The following is an 18,740-nucleotide window of genomic DNA, read 5'->3' on the forward strand; positions in this document are numbered from 1 at the left end:
GCGCCGCTGCCGACGTCTAGTCATGGGGCGTGCGCCCACCTACCGATCCCGCCGCCGCGCGCGCCCGCCTGACCGAGGCGTTGGTGCGTACCGGGCAGGAGGATCGCGCGGCGCTGCAGGACGTGTACCGGCTGACATCGGCGAAGCTTTTCGGAATTTGCCTGCGTATCTGTGGAGAGCGGAGCGCTGCCGAAGATGTATTGCACGAGGTCTATCTCACGATCTGGAAGCGCGCCGGCGCGTACGAGCCCGGCCGCGCGAGTCCGATTTCGTGGCTGGCGACGATCGCGCGCAACAAGGCGATCGACTGGGTGCGGGCAAGAGGCGCCCGGCCCTCGCATCCGGTCGAGGAGGCCGCGTTGGTAGCCGATCCGTCCCCCGATCAGCGCGAGATCGCCGAGCGCGACCAGGAGTCGCAACGGCTACACGATTGCCTCGACGCGCTCGACGAGCGCGCGCGCGACGCGATCCGCACGGCCTTTTTCGACGGCGTGACCTATGCCGAATTGGCCGAGCGCAAGAACGTGCCATTGGGCACGATGAAGAGCATCATGCGGCGCGGCCTGCTCCAGCTGAGGGGATGTGTCGATGACGCCTGACGCTCCCGATCCCGATATGACCGCCGCCGAACTCGCGCTCGGCCTGCTCGACGGCGAGGAGCGCGCCGCGGCGCTGCGCCGGGTGTTGGCCGATCCCCATTTCGCGCGCGAGGTCGAGCAATGGCGCCAGCGGCTGGCCGGCCTGTTCGACGATTATCCCGAGGTGGCGGCCCCCGACTCGGTTGCCGCACGGCTGACCGCGCCCGAGCCGCTGCCCCAGGCACGGGCGACACCCGGCTTCCGTTGGCCGATAGCAGCGCTGGTCGGCGCGGTCGCAGCGATGTTTGCGCTGTTCGTCGTGCTGCAACCGACGTCGCAAGTGGCCGGCCCGCCGCACCACATGATGGTCGCCTCGTTGATGATGAGCGATAAATCGAGCGCGGTGCCGGCGATGGTCGACATGACCACCGGCGAGATGCGGATCGGCGAGGCCGGGATGGCGCCCCAGGGCAAGACCGCGCAGCTCTGGATGATCGGCGGCGACGGCGTGCCCAAGCCGATGGGAATGCTGGCCTCGACCGGACCGTCGCGCATGATGCTGCCGATGGAGAAGCGTCGCGGCCTGAAAGCCGGGATCATGCTGGCGGTGTCGATCGAACCACTGGGCGGGTCGCCGACTGGCCTGCCGACCGGACCGGTGGTGGCGAGCGGCAAGCTCTCGATCGCCTAGCTGCATCCAAGGGTGATCCCCAGCCGTACCTCTCGATGCACGCGCCAGAAGGCGTGCTTCAGGAGAGAGCGACATGAAGGCATTCCGGAAATTCGCGCTCGCGACCGCATTGGTCGCCGGCGCCACCGCGGGCGTCGCCGCGATGAAGAACCCGATGGTCGGCGGCGCGCCGATGTATTCGACCAAGACGATCGTCCAGAACGCGGTCAATTCGAAGGACCACACCACGCTGGTCGCCGCGGTCAAGGCCGCGGGGCTGGTCGACACCTTGTCGGGCAAGGGCCCGTTCACCGTCTTCGCCCCAACCAATGCCGCGTTCGCCAAGCTGCCCGCAGGCACCGTCGACACTCTGCTCAAGCCCGAGAATAAGGGCCAGCTGGCGTCGGTCCTGACCTATCACGTCGTGCCGGGCCGCGTCACCGCGGCCGACATCGCGGCCAAAGCCAAGAAGAATGGCGGCGTCGCCAGCTATGCGACGGCCCAGGGCGGCATGCTCAAGTTCAAGAAGATGGGCGCCGGTTGGGCCGTGATGGACGACAAGGGCGACATGGGAATGATCACCATCGCCAATGTGATGCAATCGAACGGCGTGATCCACGTCATCGACACCGTCATGCTGCCCTAATTCCTGCCGGGGCAGCGAGGGACCGGCGTCATTCCCCCGGCGCCGGTCTCTCACGTCACCAGCTTCCTGATCCCCGCGATCGTGTCCGCCTCCGCGGCCGGCTTGTCGGTGCGGATGCGGTGGATGCGGGGGAAGCGCATCGCGACGCCGGATTTGTGCCGTTTCGACTCGTGGATCGAATCGAACGCGACTTCGAGCACCAGGGCCTTCTCGACCTCGCGCACCGAGCCGAAACGGTTAACGGTGTGGTTGCGCACAAAGCTGTCGAGCCATTTCAGCTCGTCGTCGGTGATCCCCGAATAGGCTTTGCCGACGGGCAGCAACTCGCCCTCCTCGGTCCAGCAGCCGAACGTATAATCGCTGTAGAAGGACGAGCGCCGGCCATTGCCGCGCTGCGCGTACATCATCACGCAATCGGCGGTCAGCGGGTCGCGTTTCCATTTGTACCACAGGCCCGTGCGGCGGCCGGCGACGTAATCGGAATCGCGCCGCTTGAGCATCACGCCCTCGATCGCGGCATCGCGGGCGCCGGCGCGGATTTCCTCGAGCGCGGCGAAATCCTTCGCTTCGATCAGGACGCTGATGTCGAACCGGCCGGAATCGAGCCGGCCGGCGAAGCTCTCGAGCCGCGCGCGCCGGTCGGTCCAGGCGAGCGCACGCAGATCCTCGCCGCCATCGAACAAGATGTCGTAGAGGCGGACGAAGGCTGGATAATCGTCGAGCATCTTTGCCGACACGGTCTTGCGTCCCAGCCGCTGTTGCAGCGCATTGAAGCTGGCGGCACCCGCGCCGCCCTCGAGCGCGCTGCCCTGCGCTTCGCCCTTCACCATCAATTCGCCGTCGAGCACGCCCGGCGAGCGGAACGCCGCGGCGATGTCGGGAAAGCTGCCCGTGATATCGTCGCCCGCGCGGCTATAGAGCCGAGTCTCGCCGCCGACATGGACGAGCTGGACGCGGATGCCATCCCATTTCCATTCGGCGGCATAATCGGCGAGATCGACCGTTCCGTCCTCGAGCGGATGCGCGAGCATGAAGGGGCGGAACACAGGAATATCCGCGGCGGTCGGCTGCGGGCCGCGGCCTTCGACCCAGTCGAACAATTCGGCATAAGGCGGGCGGATCGCATGCCAGACTTCCTCGACCCCTTCGACCGCGACGCCGAAGGCCTGGGCCAGCGCGGTCTTGGCGAGCCGCGCGGAGACGCCGATCCTGAGCGCACCGGTCGCCATCTTGAGCAAGGCGAACCGCTCCTCGGCGTCCATCCGGTCGAGCATCGCGGCGAGTGCGGCCGGCGCGTCCGAGCGTGACAGTGAATTGAGCGTGTCGACGACCTGCCCGACCGACAGCGGCTCGCCTTTGCCGTCATCGGCACCGGGTCACAGCAAGGCGATCGTCTCCGCGGTATCGCCGACATAATCGCGGCTCATGCGGAACAGCACCGGGTCGACGCGCTCCTCGATCAGCGCGCGGATCACCGCCGGCTTGACCGCGGGGAGGTCGAGATCGCCGGTCAGCGCGGCGATCGCCCAACCGCGGTCGGGATCGGGCGTCGCCTTGAGATAATCGCCGATCAGCTTGAGCTTGGCGTTGCGCGACCGCGTGTAGATCAGCGAATCGAGGAGCTGCGCGAAAGCGTGCATGTCGCGACCAACATGGCGCTCGCGTAACGGTTCCACCAGAGGCGTTGGCGAAGGCGAGCATGATCGTGCATGTCCAAAATTCCTCCCCGGCACGGGGAGGAATTTCCAGACCATTGCTCGCCGCCCGCGCACCCCTTACGCCCTCGACCATGCGCAAGCTGCTGAAGGTTCTGCTGATCCTGCTGCTGATCGTGGCGGGATTCTATCTCTATGCGCGCGCCGAGGCGCGGTTCGACCCCATGGTGCGCACCGCCACGATCAAGCTGCCGCGCTGGCCCAAGGGGGTAAAGTCGGTTCGCGCCGTCCTGATCAGCGACGTGCATATCGGCAGTCACGCGATGGACGAAGCGCGCCTCAGCCGCATCGTCGACCAGATCGACGCGCTCAACCCCGATATCGTGCTGATGGCGGGCGACTTCATCTATGGCCACGATCCACACGGCGGGAGGAAGCTCGGGCCCGGGTTAGTGGCGCCGTTCAAGAAACTGCATCCGCCACTCGGCGTCGTCGCGGTGCTCGGCAATCACGATCATTGGACCGGAGCCGACGACGTCGCCAGCGCGTTGGCCCAGGCGCGGATCACCGTTCTCGTCAACGACGTCACCGCGCGCGGGCCAATTGCGATTGGAGGGATCGACGATGATTTTTCCCACCATGCCAATATCGCCGCGACGATGGCCAAGCTGCGCGCGTTCGAGGGAGCACGCATCATCCTGACGCATTCTCCCGACATCGCGCCGCGATTGCCGGGGGACGTGCATCTGCTGCTCGCGGGACACACGCATTGCGGACAAGGCGTGCTGCCCTTTTACGGCCCGGTTGCAAGCGTATCCCGTCTCGGGGACCGGTATCGCTGCGGGCTGGTGCTCGATCCGGGGCGTGCCGTGATCGTGACCGGAGGATTAGGCACGAGCGGCCCGCCGCTCCGGTTCGGCGCGCCGCCCGATCTGTGGTTGATCACGATCGAGGGCTGACGCTTATCCGTCCGCTAACTCGCGCAAGAACAGGCATCAGCCTCCATATCACGCCTTCCGCCCAGCCTCGAACAGGAACCAGGCGCGGCGTTCGGCCTGGTCCGTCCAGTCGTCGATCATCGCGCTGGTGGCATTGTCCCTGGCGTTGTCGGCGATGTCCTTGGCCTCGCGCAGGCTCTCGACCAGCTTGAGGTTATCGTCGCGCAATTCCTTGAGCATGTCGTCGGGCGCGACGAAATCCTTGTCGTTGTCCTTGAGCGTCTGGTGCCGGGCGATGTCGCCGATCGAGCGCAGGGTGACGTTGCCGGTCTTGCGGACGCGCTCGGCGATATCGTCGGTCGAGGCGAAGATTTCCGCCGCCTGTTCGTCGAGCATCAGATGATAGTCGCGAAAATGCGGGCCCGAGACATGCCAGTGGAAGTTCTTGGTCTTGAGGTAGAGCGCGAACGAATCGGCCAGGATCGTGTTGAGCGCGTCCTTCACGCTTTTCGCGGCGTTGGACGACAGATCGGTCGGCGTCTTGAGATCGGCGTTGGGCATGGTGTCTCCGTTGAACGAAAGAGTCGTTGCGACAACGGATCAATATAGGATTGGCTCCGCCCCTTGCCGCACGAAAATGCCGGGCAGAGTGATCGACGCGCTAGATCAGCCGCAGCGCCGAGAATGCCATCCAGAACCCCGCGACTGCGAGCAATCCGCCCAGGATTATGCCGATCGCGCGGTGCGGCAAGGTGCGCCAGATCAGGTCGCCGCCGATTGCCGCGAACCCGAGCACAACCGCACTGCCGATGAACCCGCCGATCCCGGCAAGCGCGGCGGTGCCGCTCATCGCCAGCGCGAGCGTGACGAATTCGCTGCGCCCGCTCCACCCGCCGACGATCAGCCGCGCGGCGACGGTCCAGAACGGATGGCGCCCCTCGCCCGGCTCGATCGGCTTGCCCGGCCAAATCCCCCCGCTCGCCGCGGCGAGCAGGGCGAAGGCGACGAACAGCCGCTTCGGATTGGGCGTGAGATGCGGCGCGAGGAAGAAGCCCGCCACCGCGGCAATTGCGTGCGTGATCAGGATCGCGACCAGCGCACCGGCCAGCACCGCGCCGGCCTTGCGAGAGCGATCGGCGACACGCGCGACATAGGCCGCGGTTGGATCGGTCGCGCGAATCAGCAAGGCGGCAACCAGCGCCGCCATCAATGAATCCATTAGCCGCCCAGTCGCATCGCACCGGCGGCGAGGAAGACGTGGCCGGTCTGCGCGTCGGTCTGGCCGCAGCCGACCGCTTCGGTCAGCATCGCGATCCAGCCGCGCACGATCATCCCGCTTTCGCCGCGTCCCAGTGCCGATTCGAGCGCGTGCGCCACCGCCACAACGGGCAGCACGCCCGCCGCTTCGGCCACGCAACGGATTGAATCGACTTCGACGACGAGGTCGCGCGGACGCACATGCTGTGCCATCAGGTCGAGCCGCGCGATCCGCGCGGCGAGATCGTCATTACGAGCAGAAACCCCCATTTCCCTAACTCCCGCTTCGCTGGCTCGAGAGTGCTACCGATATGGTAAAGGGGGTGTTAAAGCCCCTTCCGCTTGACAATCCCCCTCGGCTGGGCCAATGGCCCGCCCCTGACAAGCGGCGGCGCGTCCGCCGCTTTTGTATTTCAACCAGCAGGAATTTGGGTCATGGCCAAGCCGACCACCGTCAAGATCAAGCTCGTCAGCTCGGCCGACACCGGCTTCTTCTACGTCACGAAGAAGAATCCGCGCACCCAGACCGAGAAGCTGTCGTTCCGCAAATACGATCCCGTCGTGCGCAAGCATGTCGAGTTCAAGGAAGCGAAGATCAAGTAACTCGCGCTAGCGCGAGTTACGCAGTCCCCGCGTCAGCGGGAACCCAGGCCGCAGGGGAAACCCTCGCGGCCTTTTTGCTTTTCCTTGGCCCGTCATCCCAACCGTCACCCCAGCGAAAGAGCGTCGGGTTGAGCATGCCCCGCATGCTCAAGGATCGTCCGGGGGGACGATCCGACCCGACGCTGGTCTCACGCGGATCGCGCCATCGCGAGAGATCCCAGCTTTCGCTGGGATGACGGATTTGGTGTCGATGACGGACTCGCGTCAAAGCAGCGCGTTCACTTCCTCGACGAATCGCGCGACCGAGATCGGTTTGGACACATAGGCGTCGGCACCGGCGGCGCGGATGCGGTCCTCGTCTTCGCGTCCAGCATAAGCGGTGACCGCCATGATCGGGATCTTGCCCAGATTCTCGTCAGCCTTGATCTGCAGGATGAGGTCATAGCCGCTGACATAGGGCAGCTGGATGTCCATCACGATGAGGTTGGGAACGAAGGCGCGCGCGCGGTCGACCGCCTCGCGCCCGTCGCGCACGGGTTCGGTCTCGAATTCGTGCGCGCGCAGCAAATCGCAGAACAGCTTCAGATTGAGTTCGTTGTCCTCGACAACCAGCACGCGCTTTGCCAACGGGGTCTCCTTGGACCACGACATAGCAATGAACCCCACCGACACCAACGACGCCCCGACCCTGGCATTGCACGCGCTGGCCTGGACGCTGGCCGATCCGGCGCGCGCGCGGCGGTTGCTCGACCTGACCGGACTCGACGCCGATGACCTGCGTGCGTCGGCGGCAAATCGCGGTACCCAGGCGGCAGTGCTGGGATTCCTCGAAGCGCACGAGCCTGACCTGGTCGCCTGCGCGGCCGAGCTCGGCATCAAACCCGAGGCGCTGGTCGCCGCCCGCCGGAGTCTGGAAGCATGACGCGCCCGCTGCTGATCTGCGACTGCGACGAAGTGCTGCTGCACATGGTGCGCCATTTCGGCACCTGGCTGCGCGAGCGCCACGACATCGCCTTCGCGCATGAAACGGGCAGTTTCATCGCCATGACCCATGCCGATGGTAGCCCAGTCGACCATCAGCGAATCTGGGCGATGCTCGACGAATTCTTTCCCGCCGAAATGGAGCGCCAGACCCTGGTCCCCGGCGCCGCCGAAGCGCTGGCGGCGCTGTCCGAGCGCGCCGACATCGTTATCCTGACCAATCTGGGCGACCATTGCCGCGACCATCGCATCGAGCAGCTGGCGCGGCACGGCATCCGCCACCGGGTCGAGACCAATCAGGGCGGCAAGGGTGCACCGGTCGCACGGCTGGTCGCGGAATATGGCAATCCGGTCACGGTTTTCGTCGATGATCTGGCGACGCACCACGAATCGGTTGCCAAGCACGCGCCCACAGTCCACCGGCTGCACCTAGTCGCCGAGCCCGCAATGGCACCGCAAGTGCCGCCCGCGGCGCACGCGCACGCACGAATCGACGACTGGGGGGCAGCGCGCGACTGGATCGCCCAGCGCTTCGCCGCCGACCAGCCGGCCATAACAGAAGGGATTTCCGCATGACCGACCGTATCGACCGCAAGCTGGAGGAAATGGGCCTGAGCCTGCCGTCGCCGGCCGCCCCGGTTGCCTCATACGTGCCGACGGTCGACGCCAACGGTTTGCTGCACATTTCGGGGCAGTTGCCGTTCAAGGACGGCAAGGTCGTCACCGGCCGATTGGGTGACGGGGTCGACAAGGTCGCGGGCCAGGAAGCCGCCGAACTGTGCGGGCTGATGCTGGTCGCGCAGATCAAGGCGGCGTTGGGCGGCGACCTCAGCCGCGTCGAGCGCATCGTCAAGCTGGGCGTGTTCGTCAATTCGGCGCCCGATTTCACCGATCAGCCCGAAGTCGCCAATGGCGCATCGAACCTGATGGAAGCCCTGTTCGGTGAGGCCGGCAAGCACGCCCGCAGCGCGGTCGGCGTCGCGGCGCTGCCGCGCGGCGCGGCGGTCGAGGTCGACGCCGTCGTCAAGCTGGCCGACTGAACCAACTAAACGTCATGCCGGGCTTGTCCCGGCATCCACCCGTCCGCATATTCCCAAGCATGCAGGATGAACGGCGGCGTGAATCCCGGCGCAATGTCGGGGTGACGGGGAAATGCGGCGCGTGAGCCGCCAGCCCGTCACCGCGCGCATCTCGGAAGGCGTGTCGCAAGTGGCGGCCGCCGACTGGGACGCCTGCGCCGGCACCGGCAATCCGTTCGTGCGCCACGATTTCCTCTCGATCCTCGAAGAATCGGGCAGCGTCGGGCGCGGTACCGGTTGGCAAGCGCTGCCGGTAATCGTCGACGGCACCGACGGTCGGCCCGCCGCGATCGCGCCGGCCTATGCCAAGAGCCACAGCCAGGGCGAATATGTCTTCGACCATGGCTGGGCCGATGCCTGGGAGCGCGCCGGCGGTGATTATTATCCCAAGCTTCAAGTGGCGGCGCCGTTCACCCCGGTGCCAGGCCCGCGATTGCTGCTACGCGACGAGACGATGGCTCCCGCGCTGATCGGCGCGATCGAGGCGCTGACCGATCAGAACGGGCTGAGCTCGGCGCATGCGACCTTCATCGCGCCCGACCAGTTGCCAATGTTCGAGGCGGCGGGCTGGCTGATCCGCGAGGGCACCCAATTCCATTGGCAGAATGACGGCTATGCGACATTCGACGATTTCCTGACAGCGCTCGCCAGCCGCAAGCGCAAGGCGATCCGCCAGGAGCGCGCCAAGGCGGTCGAGGGCCTGACCATCCGCCACGTCACCGGCGCCGAGCTGACCGAGGCGCATTGGGACGCGTTCTGGGCATTCTATCAGGACACCGGCAGCCGCAAATGGGGGCATCCCTACCTGACGCGGCCATTCTTCTCGTTGCTCGGCGAGCGGATGGCGGATGAGGTTCTGCTGATCCTGGCCGAACGCAACGGCCGCCCGATCGCCGGCGCGCTCAACCTGATCGGCGGCGATACGCTATACGGCCGCTATTGGGGATGCGTCGAGGACGTCCCCTTCCTCCATTTCGAACTCTGTTATTACCAGGCGATCGACGCCGCGATCGCGCGCGGGCTGTCGACGGTCGAAGCAGGGGCGCAGGGCGAGCACAAATTGGCGCGCGGCTATGTTCCGGTGCCGACCTGGTCGGCGCATTACATTCCCGACCGCAACTTCCGTCGTGCGATCGCCGATTTCCTGGCGCGCGAACGCGCCGGCGTCGAGAGCGACCAGCAATATCTGGCCCAGCTCACGCCATTCAGAAGAGGGGAACCTTGCTCTTAGGCGGGAGCGGGAAGTCGCTCCTCTTGGCTTGCGGCGCCACCTCGACATGGTTGACCTTGAACACCACGCTGTCGCCGCTGCGCCAGATCGGGGTCAGGTCCTGCACGTATTTGGCGTGATAGGGCGGCGGCGTGATCAGCCACACATAATCGAATGCCGGGCGCGGGAAGAGCGCGAGGCTGCGGTCGATCGGTCGCCACCATTCGCGCGCGCATTGCCGTTCGGTGACGATTTCCGAGGGGTCGTGCGAGAAGTGCCCGGCAGCGACATATTTGGTCGTGAGCAATTGCGCGCCCGGCATCGACCATTGGTCGTTGGTATAGGCAGCGTTGCGTTCGAGCGCGAGCGCGGGGAGATGCTCGAGCCGGCTCATCAGCCATTCGTTGTTGCACGTCTTGCCGACGAAGCTGACCAGGCGCGCGCCGACCGGGATGTGATCGAGCGCCTTGAGCTCACGGTCGTAATTCTGGTCGAAGATGTAAAAGCTGACCGTCGTCGCGGTGGTACGGACCAGCACGAAGGCAAGGCCCAGCGCCGCGACCGTCGTCATCGTGCGTGGCGACACCATTTTTTTGGGCCGGATCGCGATCACCGCGATCGCCACCATGAACGGCGCCAGCCGCATATCGGCATAAGCCGAACCGAACACGATGCGCGGCAACAGCACGAAGACCGCGACCAGGAACAAGGTCGAGAGGCCGACGGCGCGCGAATATTCGAAATTGGGGTCGCGCACCGCCTTGTAGATGACGAGCCCGATCACCGCCACCGAGGCAATGTCGAACGCCATCCAGCGATCGCGCAGCATCATCGTCAGCCAGCTGATCTTGGCCTGCCAATTGAACCAGTCGCCGGTCTCCCCGGTCACATGCTGGCCATTGCGCCAGGCGATCATCAGCAGCATCGGCAAGCAGAGCGGCAGGCAGTGCAGTCCGGCACGCACGAATCCCATCGCCCAGCGCTTGGCGCCTTCGCGCGTGATCGGCCCGATCCGCGCCCCGACCTCGTTTTTTATGCGGTCATGCTCGCGCACCATTTCCGCCGAGAAGGCAAGCACGCCGAGCACGCCCCAGCCGAAGGTGTGACAGACCCACAGGATGCATGACAGCGGCACGAAGAGGATCGCGCGCAACCAGAACTTCTTGAGCCGCGCGAGGCGCAGCCACAGCGCAAACATCGGCAGCGCCCAGGCCATGGACAGCATGAAGTTCACGAAGCCGAATTGCAGCGGGTAGCAATAAGCGAGCGGCAACGCGAACAAGGCAGTGGGTGGGATGCGCCCATGGACTTCGCGCGCGATCCACAACAGGCCGATCACGATCAGCGGCGGGATCGACAATACGATCAGCTTGACCGACAGTTCGAGCCCGAAGATCGGGTGCATGATCTCGACCAGCAGATCGACGCCGAGATTGCCGATCAGCGACCATTGAAAATTGTACCAGTCGAGCAGCCAGGGATAATTCTGGAGATCGACCTGGACGCGATACCGGCCCATATGACCGGGCAGGTCGACGAGCGGCGGGATGTCAGGCCACAACAGCGGCACCATCGACAACAATGCCATCACCACCACGAAGGTGCGAGTCTGCCACCATTGAAGTTTGCCGCTGCCGTCCATCTTCGCGGCTTTAGGCATGGGCAGGGCCACGCCGCAAGGTCAACGCACGCGCCAAACCTTTGCGGGCGAGCCGGGGAGCGGCATCGGCGTCAGCCAGGCGGGTATCCGGCCGGCGTCGAGACGTGCCAGGAACCCCGAGGGCGATTCGCTTTCATAGATCATGATCTCGGGCAGGCCGGGGCAGAACGCGACATAGTCGATTCGCCGCTTGAGGATGATAGCATGCGCCTGATCCTCGGTGCCGACAAACGCCGCGATCACGTCATGCATGGCGGTTGCGCCACGATGATGCCCACTCGCGACGGCGTCGTGCGGTGTGAGCAGCAGGATCGCCGGCGAAATATCGAGCGGCGCGAGCACGTTGCCGCGTGGCAAAGCGTGGAGCGCCCGCATGTCGCTGGCGTCGAGGCACCCCATCGCCCGGTGCACCGTTGCGACCCGCGGATCGGGCGCCAACGCGGCCAACGACGTGTCGAAAACCGCGCCCGGCGCCGCCGCGGCAAAGATACCGAACGTCGCTGCGAGCCGCTTGGGCAGGCTGTCGATCGCCCGCGCCCGTAGGAGCAGCGGATGAAGCAGGCGTACCACCCCCGCGATCGCCAGCAGGTTGGCGACGCCGCCCGACCGCTGGACGAAGATCGCCGCCGCCGTCGCCGCCCCCAACAGGAACAACAAGGTGATCCAACGTACACGCTCTTCGCCCGTGCTCGTCCTCACCGCCAGCATGGCCCCGGCCAGCCCGAGCAGCGGAAGGGCAATCGTGTTGACGATCGCGAACGGCGTCTGGTCCCATAACGGCAGGCCTTCGGCCACGTTCATGTACCAATAATGGTGGACCAGCGGATCGAGCTGGCCGAACGGACCCGCCGCGCATTGCGGCGCGAGCAAGGGAAGTGGGACGAGGGCTGCCACGCCGACGCCCGCCAGTCCGGCCAGACGACCGGCGACCGTCCGGATCGGCAGCGCGGTCAGGGCGATTGTGCCCACCGTCGCGACCATGAGCATCGCGAGATAGACTGGCGACACCGCGTCGCACGGCGACACCAGCCAGGCGCTCGCCGGATGCGATGCCAGGAAGATGGAGACGGCGCCGAGACTGGTGGCCGCTACCGTCGCCGTCAGCAGCGGGCGATTGGCCGGCGTCACCGCCCATTTTAGCGAGACCAGCGCCAGGATCGCCGCGATCATCGGCAAGCCTTCGAGCGAGATCGACAGCCACACGGCGATCGCCGCTCCGGCCAGCAATCCCGCCTTGCGGGTCGGGGCGCCGACCAGCGCATAGGCCGCGAGAAGCGCGGTCGCCATTTGCCAGCCGTGATGGTCGATCCGCATCGGCCGCAGCTGGTGGAGGACTTCCACGCCGAGGGGGGTAATACACACCGCCATCAGCGCCGCACCGTCATTGGCGAGCAGCCGCCGGGCGAGCGCCGCGACCAACGCCATCACCACGCCGAGCGTCAGCAGCGGCACGACCACCAAGGCGACATGTTCGGCGGCAAGTTGGCCGAGCAGCGGCCGCAGCGTCACGATCACCGCCGCGATCGGCAAGTCGACCACGCGCGACCAGTGCATCGGCACGCCGGCGGGATCATTGAGACGATGCTGGGTCAGATCGAACCAGCTCTGCCCTGCCAGCCAGTCGCGGACCTGCAACAGCCGCATCGGGTCGTCGGGATCGGGAAAGCGCCAGGCGACGATGGCGCTCCAGGTGATGACGATGAGCAGGGCCGACGTGATCGCCCAGATCGCCGCGACCGACAGCCAAAAGCGCCGCCGAGTCATGCGAATACGATCTTCGCCCGCAATAGATACGTGGCCTGGAAGCTCGCCGCGACCGCGATCAGCTTGGCCAGCCGGGCGTCGAGCCCGAATTGAACCGCCAGGCTGACGATCGCGACGGTGATCAGCAGGCCGGCAAAGGCCGAGAGCAGGAACAGCGCCTGTTGCCGGGCGCGGTCGATGCCGACGTCGCGCAACTCACCGGCGAACACCAGCCGACTCGATATCAGCCAGTGCATCAGGATGCCGGCGCTGTAGCTGAGCGCCGACAACAGCGCGATCGGCATGCCGCTGGCCTGGAGCACCAGGAACAGCGAGACATCGACGCCAAGCGCGACGACGCTGGCGGCGAGATAGCGCAAATAGGTTGCTCGCCACAGCAAGGCCATGACGCGATTCATCATGCCGCCGCCCCCAGGCGGGCAGGCACGAGGCGTTCGGACGCCAGTGCGGCGCGTTCACCCTCATTGCCGCTCTCGTGATATTCGGCGTCCTCGTTGACCGCCCAGATATCGTAGATGCGCTCGCCCGCCTGGATGTTGCGGACAGTGAGCATCGCGGTCATCATCGCGTGATCCTGATTGTTATAGCGATGCATGCCGTTGCGTCCGACCATATGGAGCGTCGGATAGCGCGCTTCGAGCTCGCCGCGCATCTCCTCGACATTGGTCCGGTAAGCGTCGTCATAGACCGGATAGGCCTTTTCCTGCCGCACGACGCGGCCGCCGACGACAGTGGCCGGATCGGCCAGCCCCAAAGTCGCGAGTTCCTTCGTCGCCAAGGAAACGAGATCATCGTCCGAAGCCGACCACAAGCCATCGCCTTCAAAACAGAAATATTCCAAGCCGACACAGGCGAGCGCTTCGTCGGGCACCATTTCGGGCGACCAGCTGCGGAAATTCTGGACGCGGCCGACCTTCACGCGGGGGTCATGGATATAGATCCAATTGTCCGGGAACAGATCGTCCGACCGGATCATCAGCGCCACCGTCAGGAAGTCGCGGTAATTGAGGTCGAGGGCATTGGGCAGGGTCACGGGCAACGGGTGGATCCGTCCTGCCAGTTCGCGCATCGGCGCGGACGAGATGACATGGCCGGCATTGATCGTCAGCATCTCGTCGCCACGCCGCGCCGCGACGCGCCAGCGCCCGGTCGCCTGATCCTGGCTGATCTGATGCAGCGCGGTGCCCATCAGCACGCGATTGCCCCCGGCCAGCACCTTGTCGCGCGCGGCATCCCACATCATGCCCGGCCCCTGGCGCGGATAGCGGAAGGTCTCGAGCAATGTCTTGACGGCCATGCCGTCGTTGCGCCGCTTGTTGAGCCCGAGCGACCGCTTGAGCCCGTCGATCACCGCGCCGCCCAGGCTCAATCCCTTGATGCGCTGCGCGGCCCAGTCCGCCGACATCTCGTCGCACGGCATTCCCCAGACCTTTTCGGTATAGGTCTTGAAGAAGATCGAATAGAGTTTGTGGCCGAACTGGTTGACCACCCATTGCTCGAACGAGCGCGGGTTCTTGGTCGGAAAAGCCTTGGCCTTGGCATAGCTCAGCATGCACATGGCCGAGCGCCAGATGCCGAGATTCATCAGCGCTTCGAACCCGCGCAACGGATAGCTGTAGAATTTGCCCTCATAATAGATGCGGCTCATCCGCGGGCGTTCGATGAAGTCGTCGGGCAGGATCTCGTTCCAGAGATCGACTACCTCTTTCGATTTCGAGAAAAAGCGGTGGCCGCCAATATCGAATCGGAAGCCGTCATGCTCGACCGTGCGGCTGATCCCGCCGACATAGACCGGATCCTTCTCGATCACCGTAACCGAATAGCCGAGCTTGGTGAGCTGGTACGCAGCAGTCAGGCCCGCCGGGCCGGCGCCGATGATCGCGACATCGACTGCCTGATCGTCCCGCATGTCTACTTTCCCCCCGAACCGCGATGGTCGAGAGGAGCCTTGGCGGCAAAATGGTTAACGCTCCCCTAAAACGCGCTTGGGGTTGCGCGGAATCGGACCATTCCTGCTCGGCTGCACGAGCAGGCACCAATAGTCGTCATCCCAGCGCAAGCTGGGATCTCAAGCGAGGGCGCGATGCCGCACGAGACCCCAGCTTGCGCTGGGGTGACGATATGGGGCGATGACGGATGCTGGCTCAGCGATCCCGCCGCCCGAGCAACCGCAACCGCAGCGCGTTCAATTTGATGAACCCTGCCGCATCGCGCTGATCGTACGCGCCCTGATCGTCTTCGAAGGTCACGACCTTCTCGCTGTAGAGCGAATAAGGCGATTTGCGCCCGATCACATAGACCCCGCCCTTGTAGAGCTTGAGCCGCACCGTGCCGGTGACCTTTTCCTGGCTGTGGTCGATCGCCGCCTGGAGCATTTCGCGCTCGGGCGAGAACCAGAAGCCGTTATAGATCAGCTCAGCATAACGCGGCGCAAGCTCGTCCTTGAGGTGGGCAGCGCCGCGGTCGAGCGTCAGCTGCTCGATGCCGCGATGCGCGAGGTGATAGATCGTGCCGCCCGGCGTCTCGTACATGCCGCGCGATTTCATCCCGACGAAGCGGTTCTCGACCAGGTCGAGGCGGCCGATGCCATGGCGCTTGCCCAGCTCGTTGAGCTTGGTGAGGAGCGTCGCGGGGGACATGCCCTCGCCGTTCAACGCGACGCCGTCGCCGCGCTCGAAATCGATCGTGATGATCTCGGGCGTGTCGGGCGCATCCTCCGGATTGTCGGTGCGCGAATAGACGTAATCGGGCACTTCTTCCCACGGATCCTCGAGCACCTTGCCCTCAGACGAGGTGTGGAGGAGGTTGGCGTCGGTCGAGAACGGCGCCTCGCCGCGCTTGTCCTTGGCGACCGGAATCTGATGCTGTTCGGCGAATTCGATCAGCCGGGTGCGGCTGGTCAGGTCCCATTCGCGCCACGGCGCGATCACCTTGATGTCGGGGGCGAGCGCGTAATAGCCGAGCTCGAAGCGGACCTGGTCGTTGCCCTTGCCGGTGGCGCCGTGGCTGACCGCATCGGCATTGACTTGCTTGGCGATCTCGATCTGGCGCTTGGCGATCAGCGGCCGCGCGATCGAGGTGCCGAGCAGATACAGGCCCTCGTAGAGCGCATTGGCGCGCATCACCGGGAAGACGTAATCCTTGACGAATTCCTCGCGCAGATCGTCGATGAAGATATGCTCGGGCTTGACCCCCGCCATCTCGGCCTTCTTGCGCGCGGGCTCGAGTTCCTCGCCCTGGCCGAGATCCGCGGTGAAGGTCACCACCTCGCATTGATAGGTCTGCTGGAGCCATTTGAGGATGACGCTGGTGTCGAGGCCGCCCGAGTAAGCAAGGACGACACGATTGATCTTTTCCGACATGGCGGCTCCGAACGCTGAATTGGGGAATCGCGAGCGCGTCTAAGTCCCGGGGGACGGTTCCGCAAGCGGCGGAGGCGTTCCGACGTCCTTGAGCAGCCCCGGCCACCACAAAGCGAGCGCGCCAGCGCGATAGACATAGCTCATGGTCAGTGCGATCCACACGCCGAGCGCTCCCCAGGGGCGCATCGCGAGATCGGTCGCGATGTACAAGCCCGTCGACAGGATCGCGGCGTTTCTCAACGCCTTGCCTCGCGTCGCGCCGATGAAGATGCCGTCGAGCAGCCAGGCTGGCGCGCCGATCAGCGGCAGCAGCGCGGCGAACGGGGCAAACGCCAGCGCGCGTTCCTGCACGTGCGGGTTGCTGGTCATCAGCTCGACCAGCCAGCGCCCGCCCAGGCCGATCGCCGCGACGAAGACGAAACCGCTGGCGAAGGAGAATTCGCCGGTCAGCCGGATCGCACGGAGGAAATCAATCCGCGACTTTGCCCCTATCGCCTGGCCGACACGCGATTCGGCGGTGAAGGCGAAGCCGTCGAGCACATAGGCCGCCAGGCCGACGAATTGCGACAGGACATGGTTGGCGCCGAGCTGGACCGGTCCCAATCGGGCGCCGGCATTGGCGAACCAGCCGAACAGGATCAGCAGCGCGACGGTGCGGACCATGATGTCGGCATTGACCCCGAACAGCCGCTTGAGCGCCGCCGGATCGAACGCGCGTGCCAATTCGCTGCGGATCGCGGCGCGACCGTCACGCCCAAGCACGAAGGCAGCAATGGCGAGGCCGGTCGCCAGCGCGATCCACTCCGCGCTCGACGTGCCGAACCCGACGCCGCGCGCGCCCCAGCCGAAATGCCAGACGAAGATCAAATCGAGCGCGATGTTGGCGGCGTTCATCACCAATTGGAGCAGCAAGGCCGCGCGCGTCCGCCCCAATCCGAGCAGCCAGCCGTTGATGGCGAAGCCGGCCAGCGCGGCGGGTGCGCCGAACAGGCGAGCGGCAACGAACCCCTCCGCCACGCTGTCGAGCTCGCCCGAGCCCGCGAAGATACGAAAAGCGAGCGGGATGAGCACAATCTGGAGCGCGAGCAGCGCCGCGCCGAGTCCGAGCCCAAGAGCGATGCCGCGGATCAGTAGCGCACGAACCTCGACCGCGTCCTTGGCACCCTCGGCCTGCGCGGTCAGACCGGTCATCCCCATCCGCAGGAAGCCGAAGGTCCAGAACAGGAAAGTGACGACGAAACTGCCGAGCGCGACCGCCGCCAGCGCCACCGCATCGCCGGTCCGGCCGATGATCGCGGTGTCGACCAGCCCGACCAGCGGCACCGTGATCTGCCCGATCATGATCGGCCAGGCCTGCGCTGCGATCGAGCGGCGAGTGATCGCGGAGGCAGTCATCGCAGGCCGCTTAAGCGAAGCACGGTCGGCGTGCTAGGCTGTGCGAACCGACTCGCAAGGGGTGCGATCGATGGCCGAGAACAAGACCAAGGCGACCGCGGTCGATCCGCACGCGTTCCTCGCCGCGGTCGAGCATCCGCAACGGCGTGCCGACGGCCAGACGCTCGCCGCGATCATGACGCGCATCTCGGGCGAGCCGCCGGTGATGTGGGGGCCGTCGATCGTCGGGTTCGGTCTGTATCGCTACAAATATGACAGTGGGCGCGAGGGCGAGATCTGCACGATCGGCTTTTCGCCGCGCAAGGCGGCGCTGGTTCTCTACCTGAGCTGCGATCTCGACTCGAATCAGGCGCTGCTCGACCGGCTGGGCAAGCACGAACGCGGACGCGGCTGCCTCTACGTCAAGAAGCTGGCCGATGTGGATGCGGAAATACTCGAGGAAATGATCGCGGCCGCCTGGGCGGCACGCCCCTAAGGCTTAGCCCCGATCTCGCTCACTGACCCGGCGAATTCCTCGAAATCCTTCGCCTCGGTGAAGTCCTTATAGACGCTGGCGAAGCGGATATAGGCGACCGAATCGAGGCCCTTGAGCCCTTCCATCACCATCTGGCCGATCTGCTGCGCGGGGATTTCGGGGTCGCCCGTCGTCTCGAGCTGGCGCTGGATGCCCGACACCAGTTTCTCGATGCGCACGGGATCGATCGGGCGCTTGCGTGTCGCCACCGAGATCGAGCGCATCAATTTCTCGCGGTCGAACGGTTGGCGGCGATCGTCGCTCTTGAGCACGACCAGGTCGCGCAGCTGGATGCGCTCGAACGTGGTGAAGCGCGCCGCGCAGCCCTCGCATTGCCGCCGGCGGCGGATCGCCGCGCCGTCCTCGGTCGGGCGCGAATCCTTGACCTGGCTGTCTTCGTGGCCGCAAAAGGGGCAACGCAAGGTCGA

At 65.6% G+C, this 18,740-nt stretch carries 21 protein-coding genes and 1 pseudogene; 10 read left to right on the forward strand and 12 right to left on the reverse strand.

The genetic code is table 11. The annotated features are described in order from the left end of the window. Positions 1-29 precede the first annotated feature (29 nt). The 3 genes from AC1DQQ_RS10465 to AC1DQQ_RS10475 all read left to right on the forward strand — a co-directional run bounded on the left by AC1DQQ_RS10465 (position 30) and on the right by AC1DQQ_RS10475 (position 1,894). Positions 30-599 carry a sigma-70 family RNA polymerase sigma factor gene (locus AC1DQQ_RS10465; protein WP_478031120.1) on the forward strand — a complete coding sequence of 190 codons (570 nt, stop codon included), beginning with the start codon at positions 30-32 and terminating at the stop codon, positions 597-599. After that, the gene (locus AC1DQQ_RS10470) at positions 589-1,269 is read left to right on the forward strand and encodes an anti-sigma factor (RefSeq protein ID WP_478045130.1); all 681 of its coding nucleotides are present in this window, start codon (positions 589-591) and stop codon (positions 1,267-1,269) included. Before AC1DQQ_RS10465 ends, AC1DQQ_RS10470 begins: the two co-directional genes overlap by 11 nt. Before the next feature lie 73 nt (positions 1,270-1,342). Then, on the forward strand, positions 1,343-1,894 hold the full coding sequence (locus AC1DQQ_RS10475; protein WP_478045132.1) for a fasciclin domain-containing protein: 552 nt from the start codon (positions 1,343-1,345) through the stop codon (positions 1,892-1,894). Positions 1,895-1,944: 50 nt separating this feature from the next. Here AC1DQQ_RS10475 and AC1DQQ_RS10480 read toward each other — a convergent pair. Continuing rightward, a pseudogene (locus AC1DQQ_RS10480) lies at positions 1,945-3,534 on the reverse strand (cisplatin damage response ATP-dependent DNA ligase). A gap of 149 nt (positions 3,535-3,683) precedes the next feature. Between AC1DQQ_RS10480 and AC1DQQ_RS10485 the strand changes: the two are divergent. After that, complete coding sequence (locus tag AC1DQQ_RS10485) at positions 3,684-4,508, forward strand: metallophosphoesterase (protein ID WP_478045133.1); 825 nt, start codon at positions 3,684-3,686, stop codon at positions 4,506-4,508. Between the two features lie 48 nt (positions 4,509-4,556). On the opposite strand, the gene AC1DQQ_RS10490 is transcribed toward AC1DQQ_RS10485, so the two are convergent. From AC1DQQ_RS10490 to AC1DQQ_RS10500, 3 genes are all read right to left on the reverse strand, one after another. Then, positions 4,557-5,048 carry a Dps family protein gene (locus tag AC1DQQ_RS10490; RefSeq protein WP_478031129.1) on the reverse strand — a complete coding sequence of 164 codons (492 nt, stop codon included), beginning with the start codon at positions 5,046-5,048 and terminating at the stop codon, positions 4,557-4,559. A gap of 100 nt (positions 5,049-5,148) precedes the next feature. Next, a complete protein-coding gene (locus AC1DQQ_RS10495; RefSeq protein WP_478045134.1) occupies positions 5,149-5,694 on the reverse strand; it encodes a TMEM165/GDT1 family protein in 546 nt (181 codons plus the stop codon). Positions 5,695-5,705: 11 nt separating this feature from the next. Then, positions 5,706-6,014, reverse strand: coding sequence for a hypothetical protein (locus tag AC1DQQ_RS10500; RefSeq protein WP_478031131.1), 309 nt, complete (start codon positions 6,012-6,014; stop codon positions 5,706-5,708). Between the two features lie 165 nt (positions 6,015-6,179). Between AC1DQQ_RS10500 and rpmG the strand changes: the two genes are divergently transcribed. Further along, positions 6,180-6,347 carry a 50S ribosomal protein L33 gene (gene rpmG / locus AC1DQQ_RS10505; protein WP_066808222.1) on the forward strand — a complete coding sequence of 56 codons (168 nt, stop codon included), beginning with the start codon at positions 6,180-6,182 and terminating at the stop codon, positions 6,345-6,347. 264 nt (positions 6,348-6,611) lie between these two features. On the opposite strand, the gene AC1DQQ_RS10510 is transcribed toward rpmG, so the two are convergent. Next, positions 6,612-6,974, reverse strand: a complete 363-nt coding sequence (locus AC1DQQ_RS10510; protein WP_478031132.1) for a response regulator — start codon at positions 6,972-6,974, stop codon at positions 6,612-6,614. 28 nt (positions 6,975-7,002) lie between these two features. On the opposite strand from AC1DQQ_RS10510, the gene AC1DQQ_RS10515 reads away from it, so the two are divergent. From AC1DQQ_RS10515 to AC1DQQ_RS10530, 4 genes are all read left to right on the forward strand, one after another. Then, the gene (locus AC1DQQ_RS10515; protein ID WP_478031134.1) at positions 7,003-7,269 is read left to right on the forward strand and encodes a DUF3572 domain-containing protein; all 267 of its coding nucleotides are present in this window, start codon (positions 7,003-7,005) and stop codon (positions 7,267-7,269) included. Further along, positions 7,266-7,904, forward strand: a complete 639-nt coding sequence (locus tag AC1DQQ_RS10520; protein WP_478045136.1) for an HAD family hydrolase — start codon at positions 7,266-7,268, stop codon at positions 7,902-7,904. Before AC1DQQ_RS10515 ends, AC1DQQ_RS10520 begins: the two co-directional genes overlap by 4 nt. Then, the gene (locus tag AC1DQQ_RS10525; protein ID WP_066821255.1) at positions 7,901-8,368 is read left to right on the forward strand and encodes a RidA family protein; all 468 of its coding nucleotides are present in this window, start codon (positions 7,901-7,903) and stop codon (positions 8,366-8,368) included. The genes AC1DQQ_RS10520 and AC1DQQ_RS10525 overlap by 4 nt, the downstream gene beginning before the upstream one ends. 121 nt (positions 8,369-8,489) lie before the next feature. After that, positions 8,490-9,638 carry a GNAT family N-acetyltransferase gene (locus tag AC1DQQ_RS10530; protein WP_478045138.1) on the forward strand — a complete coding sequence of 383 codons (1,149 nt, stop codon included), beginning with the start codon at positions 8,490-8,492 and terminating at the stop codon, positions 9,636-9,638. Here the strand turns inward: AC1DQQ_RS10530 and AC1DQQ_RS10535 are convergent. The 6 genes from AC1DQQ_RS10535 to AC1DQQ_RS10560 all read right to left on the reverse strand — a co-directional run bounded on the left by AC1DQQ_RS10535 (position 9,613) and on the right by AC1DQQ_RS10560 (position 17,798). After that, positions 9,613-11,259 (reverse strand): hypothetical protein, encoded by a 1,647-nt coding sequence (locus AC1DQQ_RS10535; protein WP_478031375.1) that lies wholly within the window; start codon positions 11,257-11,259, stop codon positions 9,613-9,615. The two genes, AC1DQQ_RS10530 and AC1DQQ_RS10535, sit on opposite strands and share 26 nt — an antisense overlap. 39 nt (positions 11,260-11,298) lie before the next feature. Beyond that, on the reverse strand, positions 11,299-13,041 hold the full coding sequence (locus tag AC1DQQ_RS10540) for a hypothetical protein (RefSeq protein ID WP_478045139.1): 1,743 nt from the start codon (positions 13,039-13,041) through the stop codon (positions 11,299-11,301). Next, the gene (locus AC1DQQ_RS10545) at positions 13,038-13,442 is read right to left on the reverse strand and encodes a GtrA family protein (protein ID WP_478031140.1); all 405 of its coding nucleotides are present in this window, start codon (positions 13,440-13,442) and stop codon (positions 13,038-13,040) included. Before AC1DQQ_RS10545 ends, AC1DQQ_RS10540 begins: the two co-directional genes overlap by 4 nt. After that, positions 13,439-14,950 carry an NAD(P)/FAD-dependent oxidoreductase gene (locus AC1DQQ_RS10550; protein ID WP_478045140.1) on the reverse strand — a complete coding sequence of 504 codons (1,512 nt, stop codon included), beginning with the start codon at positions 14,948-14,950 and terminating at the stop codon, positions 13,439-13,441. The genes AC1DQQ_RS10545 and AC1DQQ_RS10550 overlap by 4 nt, the downstream gene beginning before the upstream one ends. Before the next feature lie 235 nt (positions 14,951-15,185). Continuing rightward, positions 15,186-16,403, reverse strand: coding sequence for an argininosuccinate synthase (locus AC1DQQ_RS10555; RefSeq protein WP_478045141.1), 1,218 nt, complete (start codon positions 16,401-16,403; stop codon positions 15,186-15,188). A 39-nt stretch (positions 16,404-16,442) separates the two neighbouring features. Next, positions 16,443-17,798 (reverse strand): MATE family efflux transporter, encoded by a 1,356-nt coding sequence (locus AC1DQQ_RS10560; protein ID WP_478045142.1) that lies wholly within the window; start codon positions 17,796-17,798, stop codon positions 16,443-16,445. Positions 17,799-17,868: 70 nt separating this feature from the next. Between AC1DQQ_RS10560 and AC1DQQ_RS10565 the strand changes: the two genes are divergently transcribed. Beyond that, entirely contained in the window at positions 17,869-18,273 is a 405-nt protein-coding gene (locus tag AC1DQQ_RS10565; protein ID WP_478045143.1) for a DUF1801 domain-containing protein, read from the forward strand. Here the strand turns inward: AC1DQQ_RS10565 and nrdR are convergent. After that, positions 18,270-18,734, reverse strand: coding sequence for a transcriptional regulator NrdR (gene nrdR / locus AC1DQQ_RS10570; RefSeq protein ID WP_478031148.1), 465 nt, complete (start codon positions 18,732-18,734; stop codon positions 18,270-18,272). The two genes, AC1DQQ_RS10565 and nrdR, sit on opposite strands and share 4 nt — an antisense overlap. Positions 18,735-18,740: the final 6 nt, after the last annotated feature.

The sequence above is a fragment of the Sphingomonas sp. P4_G3 genome (genome assembly GCF_056401105.1).